This is a genomic window from Hymenobacter citatus (assembly GCF_014333615.1).
Classification (GTDB): Bacteria; Bacteroidota; Bacteroidia; order Cytophagales; family Hymenobacteraceae; genus Hymenobacter; species Hymenobacter citatus.
This window is the reverse complement of the sequence record NZ_JACSCY010000003.1, coordinates 51380-63057: the sequence shown is the minus strand read 5'-3', so window position 1 is coordinate 63057 and position 11678 is coordinate 51380. Positions and strand designations below refer to the sequence as shown.

The following is an 11678-nucleotide window of genomic DNA, read 5'->3' as shown; positions in this document are numbered from 1 at the left end:
CGGGGGCAGGGGCCTGCTACCAGGTGAAGGGCAGGCGGTGCCGCACCGCGTAGCCGAAGCTGCCCGCCATACACAGCACTAGCGCGGCCACAATGGCACCGTGGCTGATGTCGTCGAGGTGCTGGTAGAGCAGTATGCCCAGGCCACCCGCGAGCAGCACAATGCCCAGGTAGAGCAGCGTGCGCAGCTCGTAGTGCACTGAAAAAGGACGGGTACGCTCATAGTCGCGGAGGGCCGCGGCTTGGGCTTCCGACAGTATATTGCGGGCGCGGAGCTCGGCTATAAAATCGACGGGTTGCACGGGGAATAAGGAGGAGATACGCAAACTAAACATACCAACTCTGCGCCAATCCGTATGCAGTACCTCCGCATATTCCGTTCGCTTCCCTACCGAGCTGCTTCCTCATGGCTGAAATCAATATCCAACGCAAAAAATCCTCGCCTAGCCCCTGGCTATTACTTGTGCTGGTGGCGCTGGCGCTGGCCGTGGCCGGCTACTTCATCTTCCGCAACGATACCGCAGAGACACCCCCGCCGCCTGTGGTCAGCGACGGTGCCTCTACCCCCGCCGACTTAAATACCAGCCGGGCTATGCCGGCGGCCGATGGCCAAGCCATAGCCGATATGGCAGCGGCCGACGACCAACTGCCGCCTACCCCCGCAGAGCTAGAGGCTTACGCGGCTACCGACCCCGCGCAACCAGAATATGCTCGTGAGGGCCTGCGCCGGTTTACGGCGGCGCTGGTGCGGATGGCCGACCGCGCCGAGTTTCGGGAACCCAACGTGAGCGAGCAGCGTGACCAGCTCACCAGTGCCACTGCCCGCATCGACGAGCCGGGCACTAGCCTGCGGCCGGGTTTTCTGGCGGTAGCTGGGCTGCTGAAAGCCATGCAGCAAAGCGCTTACCCCAATGAGGAATTTGCTGCCAACGACTTGGGCCTGCAAGCCAGCCAGTTTAGCGGCCGCACCGGAACGGCGCAGGAACGCGAGTGGGTACAGAATTTTTTCCGGCACGCCGCGCAACTCATGAAAACGATGAATGGGCCCGCTTCGTAGGCCGAAGCAACTAAACAGGATACTTTATATGGAAGCTACCTCTATGCCCGTGCCTTCGGGCCAGCATATGCACCTGCGCCGTTTGCGCGACCTCACCGAGTTTGAAGTGGCCGATGGTAACCCCGACGTGCGCGGTTGGTCGGTGCGCGGCGGCGACGGCAAGAAGTTTGGCGACGTATATGAATTGATTGTGGAGGTTGAAACCCTGAAAGTGCGTTACCTCGACGTAGAACTGGACGCTTCGTTGCAGGTCAACAAATGGGAACGGCACATCTTGCTACCTATTGGAGTGGCGGCTATTGACGAGGATGCCGACAACGTATTTGTGCCCTCGCTTACCTTAGAAACAGTACTGGAGTACCCGCCTTATACCGAAATTCAGATTACGCGGGAATACGAGGAAGCCATGCTGCGCAGCCTAAAGCTGGCTCTACCCGAGCAAGCCAGCGGCAGTTTCTACGACCAACCGTCTTACAACGACGAACAGTTTTACGCTAATCGGCGACCGAGATGAGAAAGGTGAAATTGTGAGTAGTGAAATGGTGAGTGGCGAAAAGCGCAGCGAAGGACCTTATCACGTGAGAACGAGTCGTTGGTACGATGGTCGTTCAACTGATATAAGGTCCTTCGCTGCGCTCAGGATGACAGCCGCTTTGGCATTCACCACTTCACAAACTCACAACTTCACCACTAAAACACCAGCTTCCGCAGGGTCCAGAGGCTCCAGAAAATCACCATGAGCCCTACCCCGATAAACATGCCGCGCACGGGGATGCGGCCGGCCAGCCGGGCGGCGAAGGGTGCCGCCGTTACACCGCCTACAATCAGCCCCAGCACAATCTGCCAGTGCGTGACGCCCAGGGTAGCAAAGAAGGTGAGGGCGCTGGCAAACGTTACGAAGAACTCTGTAAGGCTCACGGAGCCAATAACATATTGCGGCGTGCGGCCATTAGCAATGAGCGTACTGGTGACGAGCGGCCCCCAGCCACCGCCACCAAACGAGTCGAGGAAGCCGCCCGCGCCGGCCAGCCAGCCCGCGTGCTTCACCTTTTTGCGGCGGTCGGCGGCTTGCTTAAAGGCTTTGCTGATGATGCGTACGCCCAGCAGCAGCAGGTATACGGCCAGCACCGGCTTGATCCAGTTGGCGTAATGCTCACCGAAATATGTGAGTAGCAGCGCCCCGCTCACCGACCCCAGAATACCCGGAATCAGCAGGGCTTTGAACAGGCGGCGGTTGACGTTGCCAGCCTTGTAGTGGCTGTATCCCGAAGCGCCGCTGGCAAACATTTCGGCCGTGTGAATGCTGGCACTCACGGCAGCCGGATTCAGGTTCATCGACATCAAACTAATAGCCGTAACCACGCCGTAGCCCATGCCCAATAGGCCGTCAATCAATTGTGCGCCAAAGCCGATAGCCACAAAGACGTAGAACGTCTTGGAAGTGCTCAGAAACGTCCAGACGGACTGCTGTGCGAAGTAAGTAGCGGAGAAGTGCAGGACCAGCAGGAGCACGCCAATTGCCAGCGCGCCCAGCACCAACCGGCGCCACCACGCCATGCCTGTAGGCGGAGCCGGTTCAGGAGGCATGTAAGCAGGATGAGGAGATTCCATTGAATGGGTCGTCAGGTGGTGGGTTGTGAGTGGCGAGTTGTCAGTTAGACGTTGATAGCTGCTAGTAGTGGTCTAATAACCAATTACTAACAACTATCGACGACTAATGGACAGCTAAATTAAGCGTGGAAATCCAGGCCGTGAACGGTGGCGGCTACGTAGCCCTGGCGGATCACAAAATCGCCAAATTTCTCCTGGGGCTCGCGCTCTTGGGCGTAGGCTTCCAGCAGGGGCGTTAGCTCGGCCAGAATGCCTTCTTCATCCAGCATTTCTTTGTAGAGCTTGTTCATCCGCTCACCGGCATGGTCGGCGCCGAGGTAGAGATTGTAGCGCCCGATGGCACGACCCACTAGTCCAATCTCGCCGAGGTAGGGACGGGCGCAGCCGTTGGGGCAGCCCGTCATCCTGATCAGGATACCTTCATCGCTAAGACCATTGGCCTGAATAACGGTATCCAGACGGTCGAGGAGGTGGGGGAGGTAGCGCTCGGCTTCGGCGAAGGCCAGGGAGCAGGTATTCAGGGCCACGCAAGCCAGCGAGCTGAGGCGCAAGGCGGTTTGCTGCTGGGTTTTAGCCCATGCACCGCGGCTTTCCAGAATCTGCTGCACGCGCTGGCGGTGCTTGGGGTCGATGTTGGCAATGACCAGGTTCTGATTGCCGGTCAGGCGGAACTCGCCGGTGTGGAAGGCCGAAATTTCACGTAGGGCGGTTTTCAGCTCCACGCCGTTTTTGTTGGTCACGCGGCCACCTTCTACAAATAAGGTCAGGTGCTCCTTGCCGTCTTCGCCCTGGCTCCACCCGAAGGAGTCGCCGGAGCCGGTGAACTGGTAGGGGCGCGCTTCCTCCAGCTCGTAGCCCAAGCGCAGGCGCAGTTCCTCCAGGAAAGCGGGCAGCCCTACCCGGTCGATGGTGTATTTGAGGCGGGAGAACTTGCGGTTTTCACGGTTGCCCCAGTCGCGCTGAATGGTTACGACCTTCTCGCACACGTCCACCACCTTGTCCGTGGGCACGAAGCCAATGAGGTCGGCCAAGCGGGGGTAGGTTTCGGGCATCCCGAAGGTCATGCCCATGCCGCCCCCAATGGCTACGTTGAAGCCTTGCAGCACGCCCTTTTCGGCAATGGCCGTCAGGGCTATGTCATTAGAGAAGATGTCGGCGTCGTTTTGGGGCGGAACAGCAATGGCAATCTTGAACTTGCGCGGCAGGTAGGTAGGGCCGTAAATCGGCTCAAAGTCTTCCTTCTCGCCATCGTTTACCAAGCTCGAATAGCGCTTTTCGCCATCCAGCCATAAGTCCCAGTAAGCCGTGGTGCGGGGCGTGAGGTGGGCGCTGATGGCCGTAGCCACCGCGTGCACGTCCTTGTGCAAGGCCGACTCGTGGGGATTGGCGGCGCACATCACGTTGCGGTTCACGTCGCCGCAGCCCGCAATGCTGTCCATCAACACATCGTTGAACTCCTGAATAGTCGCCCGCAAATCGCGCTTCAGAATACCGTGCAGCTGAAACGTTTGGCGCGTGGTGAGCTTGAGGGCCCCACTGCCATACGCATCCGACAAGGCATCCATGCGCTGCCATTGCTCTGGGGTAGCCACGCCGCCGGGCACCCGCACCCGAATCATGAACGAGTACAGCGGCTCCAGCTTCTGGCGCTTCCGCTCGCTTTCCAGGTCGCGGTCGGTTTGCTGGTAGGAGCCGTGAAACTTGATAAGCTGGGTGTCGTCGGGGGCAATGGCGCCGGTGATGGGGTCGGCCAAACTTTCTTTCAGCGTGCCGCGCAAATAGTTGCTGGCAGTCTTAATGCGTTCAACGTCAGATAATTTTGGTTGATCAGCCATGATGAAATCGTTTAGGAAGGCTAGCGCTAGCGCAGCACGGTATTGTCAAATGTTAGGGCCACGTAATATAGCCCCCCAATGGTAGGGCCCGCAGCGTACTGGATATACCGGTTGTTGAAGATGTTTGCTCCTCCAACCTTTATGGTAGTCTTCAGGTTCGGGACGCGCACGTTTACTTGCGCGTCTACCGTCTGGTAGGCGGGCACCCGGCCATTAGCCAAGGGGCTCTCCCACAAGAAACTAGTCTGCCGCCGCCATACCACGTTGAAGCCCACATTGCGCACAATTTCGCGGTTGCCGAAGGTAACGTTGGTTGCCCATTTGGGGGTGTTGAAACCCGTCACGAAGATGTCGGCTTCGTCGTTGGCCGACAGGTTGTTGAAGTTGACGTTGCCGCCTATTGAGAATTTCTGGTAGAAATTATACGTCAGGCCCAGCGTAGAGCCGTAGCTGTTGTACTTGTTGCGGGCGTTGGTATACACGCGGTAGCGGTCCTGGCGGGCGGCGCGGTTGCTGTTTAGGGCAGCCAGCACGGCATCGTCGGAGCCTACCTGCACTTGGTTGCCGTTGGCATCTTTGGGCACACTCACCTCTACCTGCCCCAGGAAACCCGAGTAAATATTATAGTACGCATCTGCGTCAATCGACAAGCGGTTGTCGAATAGCACGCTACGGTAGCCTACCTCGTAGGCATTGATCTGTTCGGGTTGCTCGGTAGGCAGGTTTCCAACGGTCAGCAAACTACGGATTTCGGGGCGTAGCGCGGCCTGCGAAGCGGTTGTGCCGGCATTAGCAGCCACGTACGCATTCACCGCTGCATTGAAAGTAGAGATGGAAGCCAGCGTGTAGGAATTGTCGAGGTAGTTCAGGCCCTCATTCACGCGGGCCAGGCCGCCTACCCGCCGCACGTTACCATTGTTCACAAACGAGAGTGCCTCAAACAAGCTTGGGAAACGCCAGCCGTTTTGGTACGATGCCCGGAAGCTATGCTTCTCGGCGGCCGTGTAGACAGCCGCAATCCGCGGGTTCAGCTTCGGGTTGAATTCAGGGTTGTAGTCGAGGCGCAAAGAGCCCGTTACTTTCAGACGCTCCGCGAACAGCAACTTGGTAGCCTGCGCAAAGCCCCCTACCTTCCGGTAGTACTGATTGTCGCCGCCGGGCTGGGTACGCTCGTTGATGGGGCGGCCAAAATCCACAAAGTTGTTACCGTCCGGAATGACGGCATACACCCGCGCATCGGCGCCCACAATCACATCGGCAAACTTGATGCGCTGCCCCAGGTTCCAGATGCCTTCGGCGTGGTAGGTGTGGCTGCGTTGTGTGAGAGCCGCCCCACCCGGAATAGGAGCGCCCGGTACGTTCACGCCGCTGTCCCAGTTGTTGGTGTGTACAATCTGGTTTTTCAGGTCGTTGAACGCGGCGGTGCCCGGTACGGCGCGGTTAGCGTCGGCCACTACGCGGGCCTGGCGCATAGCATCGGCCAGGCTGGCGCCCTCGCCGAGCTGGCTTTGCAGTGCAGTCCGAAACCGGCCACCCCACACGGCATTAGAGCCGTTTTGCAAGTCGAGATTGAGGGCCAGCGGGTTGAGGTTGTAGGAGTCGCCGGTGTTTTCAATCAGCATGTAGGCGCGGGCCGTAAAATCCTTACCGCGCAACTCCAGCTTGTGGTTTTGCACCGTCACGCCATCCAGCTGAATCTTGTTGCCGCGCTGAAAAACGCCGTCCATCAGCCCAAACCGGTAGCCGTACGATAGCTCTAGCTTATCTGTCAGCTTATAGTGCAAGCTGGCATCGGCCTTGATGTTGCGCACGATAGGGTTCACCAAATCCCGCTCGTAGTAGCCCGTGCGGCGCACGTTGAAGGTTTCGTTGCGGCCTTGGTAGGGAATCGTGATGGATACGTTGCCAGCGTTGTCGTCGCCGTAGCGGTTCCAGAGGTCGGCGGCAGGGTTATTGGCACCGCTCAGCTCCGGAAAGCGTGGGTTAGCCGAAGAAGCCGTCTGGGGGTTCTGGTCGGTCTGAGTGTTAGCCAGCCAGTCGGTACCGCGTAGGTAGGACAGGTTCACCTTATACGCCCAGCGCTGGCTGGGGCCTACCACCTGTGCCCACCGCACCGCCGATTCAGTCAGTACGCTCGGGTCGCGGTCGATACCATCTACGTGGTTCACACCCAGCTTCTGGTACACGCTCAGGCCCTGGTAAGTGAAGGGGCTTTTGGTGGTGAGGTTCGCCATACCGTTAATGGCGTTCATGCCGTAGAGCGCGGAGGCAGCGCCAGGCGTAATTTCCACGCTAGCAATATCCAGCTCCGTGGGACCAATGGCGTTGCCTAAAGGTACGCCTAGGGTAGCGGCCTGCATGTCCACACCGTCCACGAGCTGCATGAAGCGGAAGTTGTTCGGGATGTTGAACCCACGCGTGTTGGGCACTTTAAACGTGAGGCTGCTGGTGGTCATCTGCACGCCTTTCACGTTTTCCAGAGCATCGTAGAAGCTGGGCGCGGGTGTTTCTTTAATGGCCCGAATGTCGAGCTTTTCAATAGCCACCGGCGAGCGAAGCCGGCTTTCCTCTACTCTGGAAGCCGATACTACCACTTCGTTCATCAGCATGTTTTTCGACTCCAAGGACACTTGAAGGCGGCTGCTGGCGCGCGCTACTTCCACCTCGCGCGTGTCGTAGCCAATGGCGCTGAACACTAGGGTAAACGGAAATCGAAGCCGTTCTTTTAAAATAAAATTGCCGTCGGCGTCGCTTTGTGTGCCCACGCTACCGCCCTTCACGCTAATGGTGACGCCAGGAAGAGCCTGATGGGTATTATCGCGTACGTTACCACTCACTGCAATAATGGGGTCCTGCGCCACGGCCGCTCGGGCAGTTAGCAGCAGAAAGCTGAAAAGCCAGAAAAAAGGATATAGTTGTCTCATGACAATGCGTGCGCTGTCTTGTGAAGTGCAAAAGAAAAAGGAAGGGGTGGGGTAATTGGTCGGGGAAACGGGGCCGCGGCCAAGAGAGCCACGGCTACCTACAACAACAGCAGCTTCGAGGATAGCAATGCATTGAGAGTGATGAGTTGAGGACTTAATACACGTCCTCCAAATAGCGGCGCTGCTTGCGCAGGTTGCGCACGTAGTCGGTGGCGGCTTCAGTATCCAAGCCCGACTCGCGCTGCACTACCTCCGTGAGGGCCAGTTGCAGGGCGTTGCCGAGGCGGGCTTTGTCGCCGCACACGTAGAAATGGGCGCCGTTTTCCAGCCACTCGTACACCTGGCGGGAGTTCTGAAGCAGGCGATGCTGTACGTAGAGCTTTTCGGCCTGGTCGCGGGAGAAGGCTACATCCAGCTTGCTCAACCCGCCTTTTTTCAGGTATTGCTGCCACTCCGTTTGGTACAGAAAGTCGGTGGTGAAGTGCGGGTTGCCGAACAGCAGCCAGTTGCGGCCGGTGGCACCCAATTCTACACGTTCTTCCACAAAGGCCCGAAACGGTGCCACGCCCGTGCCAGCTCCTACCATGATGATATCGGTGCCAGGGTCTTGAGGCAGCTTGAAGTATTCATTCTGCTCCACAAACACGCGCACGATATCGTCGGGCTGCACGCGGTCGGCGAGGAAGGTAGAGCAGGCGCCTTGTTTGTTTCGCCCCAGGGCCTCGTAGCGCACGGCACCTACTGTGAGGTGTACCTCATCGGGGTGGGCCAGCAGGCTACTGGCAATGGAGTAGGCGCGGGTAGGCAGCGGCCGTAGCGTGTCTATCAGCGTTTGAGCCGATAGCTGGGTGGGATATTCGGCCAGCAAATCAGCTACATCGCGGCCGTAGAGGTAGGGTTGCAGTTTAGCTTTGTCGGCCAGCAACTCGCGTAGCTCCGTACGGTCGGTGAGGGCGGCGTAGCGCTCCAGCACATCGCGTGTGAGGGTAGACAGCTCGCGGTGCTCAGTAAGGGCGGTGCTCAGGGGTAGGGTTTTACCGTCGAGCTCCACGGTGTCGCTTTCACCTAAACCAGCAGCGCGTAGTGTGTGCTCTACCAGCGGGGCTTCGTTCACGGGCACCACCGCCAATGCATCGCCGGGCTGGTACACAAGGCCCGAATCGGCCAGGTCCAACTCCAAGTGGTAGGTTTCCTTCGTAGAACCGCGGCCGTTGAGCTGGATGCTTTCCAGCACGCGGGCTTCAAACGGATGATCGTGCGAGTACACCGGCGCTACGGGTGCGGGTGCGCCGCCCGTCACGGCTGCATCAGATGATACACCAGCCGCTGGCGTAGCCTCCGCGGCAATTTTCGTCAGTACCTCCTCAATCCACTGCTTCGAGGGGGGTAGGAACGCCACATCGGCGTCTACCCGATCTAGCAGACGCTGGCCACCCAGCTCCGCCAAACGGGCATCGAACTCCTTACCGGTCTGGCAGTATTGCAGGTAGCTCTGGTCGCCGAGGGCTAGCACGGCGTAGCGCAGCTCCGACAGCTGGGGCGCCCGCTTGCCAAGCAGAAAGCGGTGCAACTCCTCCGCAGCAATGGGCGGTTCGCCTTCTCCTTGGGTGCTCACGACTACTAGCAACAATTTTTCTTGCGCCAGCTGCCGCGGGGCGTAGTCGTTCATGTCTTTCACCACCGCCTGCAAGCCTTTTGCGGCGGCCGCTTCAGATGCCAGCTGCGCTACCTTTTTGGCGTTGCCGGTTTGAGAGCCATACAGGATGGTGATGGGCGGTAGCGCCGCCGGTGCGGCAGACACTGCCACCGGAGCAGCGGCCGTTTGCCCACCGGCTGGTGCAGCACCAGTGGCCGCGTAGCGACCATAGAAGTAGCCGCTCAGCCACAGCAATTGCTCCGGCTTCAGGGTGGCGCTTTGCTGGTCGAGGCTGGCCGGATCGAGGCCGAAGGGTAGGGAGTTGGTTGGAGTTGACATGCAGAAAGCCCTTAGGCTACTTGAGCGTATTGATAAAGAATAGTGGCCGCCTCCTGGGACGTAGCTTGCGTGGTAGCCAGCTTCACCACATCGCCTACCACGATAATGGCTGGCGCGCCAATACCGGCCGCGGCCGCTTGTGCGGCCAGCGTAGCCACGGTACCCACCACGAGGCGAGCGTTGGGTAGGGTGCCATTCTGCACCACGGCGGCTGGCCGCTGAGCCGCACCGTGCCGGGCAAACAGCTGCATAATTTCTCCCAGTCGGCTCAAGCCCATCAGAATTACCGTAGTAGCGTTGGCCTGCGCCGCTGCTGCCACTTCCCCCGATAGCTCGCCGCTCGACGTGGTAGCCGTAATCACCCGAAAGCCCTCGCTCAGCCCCCGGTGCGTGACCGGAATGCCCAGGCTACCCGCCGCCGCCACGGCGCTGCTGATGCCGGGCACGTAGGCCGTGGTCAGGCCGTGCGCCTCGGCATACAACATTTCTTCCCGACCGCGCCCAAATACAAATGGGTCACCGCCTTTCAGGCGCACCACGTGGCCGTGCTGGCGCGCTTGCTCCACAATCAGGGCGTTGATTTCGTCCTGCGAGTAGGCGCGCTTTCCCCGCCGCTTGCCCACAAAAATCTGCAAGGCCTTGGGAGCATAAGTCAGCAGCTCGTCGTTGGCCAGCGCGTCGTAGAGCACCACGTCGGCCTCCGCCAGCACACGGGCGCCCTTCAGCGTCAGTAGCTCCGGGTCGCCGGGGCCGGCACCTACTACGGTAAGGCGGGGGGTAGAGAGGGTAGGCATGGTGATGACGAGGGTAAGAGACTAGTTTTTTAGCTCTCCTCCTTTTTTCAAGGAAGGGAGCTAGTTTTTAGTTTTCTAGATGGAAAACGCCACCGCGCCGGGTTCGGCCACCGTGAAATAATCCGGATCAACGGCTTCGATAAGGCCCGCGGCCACTGTGTTGCCGGTTTGCTCATCCACAAGAATGAAAGAGCCCGACTTCCGGTTTTGCCGATAGATATCGGCAGCCAGCGGCACGGCGGTTTTCAGGCGCACCCGCACAATGTCGTTCAGGCGGGCTTCCTCGGCGCCGAGGTGCGTGAGGCTCTGCACATCCAGGCGGTAGAGAATACTTGGCAGCGAAGCCTTCACCAGGGCCGCGTGGTGCTGCAACAGAAAGCGGCGACCAGCGCGCAGAGGCGTTTCGGCCATCCAGCACAGGGTGGCTTCCAGCTCGCGGGTGAGGTGCGGCACATAGTGCGCAGGCACAATGGTGTCGCCGCGGCTGATGTCTACGTCATCAGTCAAGCGGATAATGACGCCTTGCGGGGCCACGGCTTCCTCTACTTCCTTCTGGTTGATTTCGATGGCTTCGATGGTCGATTCTAGCCCCGAGGGTAGGACGTGCACCTTGTCGCCGCGGCGGTAGCTGCCGCTCTGGATCTGGCCGGCGTAGCCGCGGTAGTCGGGCAGCTCGGCGGTTTGGGGGCGCACCACATACTGCACCTGAAAGCGCGGCTCAGCCTTGGTCTCCTCGGCGCCGGGCACGGCTTCCAAGTGTTCCAGCAAGTTGGGGCCGGTATACCACGTCATGTGCTCCGAGCGCCGCACAATGTTGTCGCCCTGCAAGGCGCTCATCGGAATCGGCGTTACGTCGGTCAGCTTTAGCAGCTTGGTGATGTCCTGGTAGTCAGCCACAATCTTGTTGAAGACGTTTTCGTCGTAGCCTACCAGGTCCATCTTGTTCACGGCCAGCACAAAGTGCTTGATACCGAGCAGCGCCGCAATGATGCTATGGCGGCGCGTTTGCTCAATTACGCCGTGGCGGGCGTCTACCAGCACAATGGCCAGGTCAGCATTGCTAGCGCCCGTTACCATATTGCGGGTGTACTGCACGTGGCCCGGCGCGTCGGTGATGATGAACTTGCGGCGTGGCGTGGTAAAGTACTTATACGCCACATCAATGGTGATGCCCTGCTCGCGCTCGGCTTTCAACCCGTCGGTCAGCAGTGCCAAATCCACGTTGCCCTGGGCCGCGCCCCGGCTTTCCAGCGCCGCCAGAATGTCCAGCGACACTGAATCAGAATCGTACAACAACCGGCCAATCAGCGTGCTTTTGCCGTCGTCTACGCTGCCGCACGTAATAAATCGAAGAAGATCCATAAGGTGAAATTGTGAGATGGTGAAATGGTGAGGTTGACGTTCTGGATGAGCTGGGAGCTGGTTGTTTGATACAAGCCGCTCGCGCTGCTCGAACATCAAACTCACTATCTCACCAACTCAC

The 11678-nt window shown here is 59.3% G+C and carries 9 protein-coding genes; 2 read left to right on the top strand and 7 right to left on the bottom strand.

The genetic code is table 11. From position 1 onward, the window contains the following. Nucleotides 1-16: 16 nt before the first annotated feature. On the bottom strand, nt 17-301 hold the full coding sequence (locus tag H8B15_RS04570) for a DUF2157 domain-containing protein (RefSeq protein ID WP_187318490.1): 285 nt from the start codon (nt 299-301) through the stop codon (nt 17-19). 104 nt (nt 302-405) lie between these two features. On the opposite strand from H8B15_RS04570, the gene H8B15_RS04565 reads away from it, so the two are divergent. After that, nucleotides 406-1056, top strand: coding sequence for a hypothetical protein (locus H8B15_RS04565; RefSeq protein WP_187318489.1), 651 nt, complete (start codon nt 406-408; stop codon nt 1054-1056). Nucleotides 1057-1084: 28 nt separating this feature from the next. Beyond that, nucleotides 1085-1570 (top strand): PRC-barrel domain-containing protein, encoded by a 486-nt coding sequence (locus H8B15_RS04560; protein WP_187318488.1) that lies wholly within the window; start codon nt 1085-1087, stop codon nt 1568-1570. A gap of 176 nt (nt 1571-1746) precedes the next feature. Here the strand turns inward: H8B15_RS04560 and H8B15_RS04555 are convergent, their stop codons facing one another. The 6 genes from H8B15_RS04555 to H8B15_RS04530 form a co-directional block, all read right to left on the bottom strand. Beyond that, complete coding sequence (locus H8B15_RS04555; RefSeq protein ID WP_216859077.1) at nt 1747-2643, bottom strand: sulfite exporter TauE/SafE family protein; 897 nt, start codon at nt 2641-2643, stop codon at nt 1747-1749. A gap of 143 nt (nt 2644-2786) precedes the next feature. Continuing rightward, nucleotides 2787-4502, bottom strand: a complete 1716-nt coding sequence (locus H8B15_RS04550) for an NADPH-dependent assimilatory sulfite reductase hemoprotein subunit (protein ID WP_187318486.1) — start codon at nt 4500-4502, stop codon at nt 2787-2789. A 26-nt stretch (nt 4503-4528) separates the two neighbouring features. Further along, nucleotides 4529-7426, bottom strand: a complete 2898-nt coding sequence (locus H8B15_RS04545; RefSeq protein ID WP_187318485.1) for a TonB-dependent receptor — start codon at nt 7424-7426, stop codon at nt 4529-4531. A gap of 154 nt (nt 7427-7580) precedes the next feature. After that, nucleotides 7581-9401 carry an assimilatory sulfite reductase (NADPH) flavoprotein subunit gene (locus tag H8B15_RS04540; protein ID WP_187318484.1) on the bottom strand — a complete coding sequence of 607 codons (1821 nt, stop codon included), beginning with the start codon at nt 9399-9401 and terminating at the stop codon, nt 7581-7583. An 11-nt stretch (nt 9402-9412) separates the two neighbouring features. Beyond that, nucleotides 9413-10195, bottom strand: a complete 783-nt coding sequence (gene cobA, locus H8B15_RS04535; protein ID WP_187318483.1) for a uroporphyrinogen-III C-methyltransferase — start codon at nt 10193-10195, stop codon at nt 9413-9415. 75 nt (nt 10196-10270) lie between these two features. Then, a complete protein-coding gene (locus H8B15_RS04530) occupies nt 10271-11557 on the bottom strand; it encodes a sulfate adenylyltransferase subunit 1 (protein ID WP_187318482.1) in 1287 nt (428 codons plus the stop codon). Nucleotides 11558-11678: the final 121 nt, after the last annotated feature.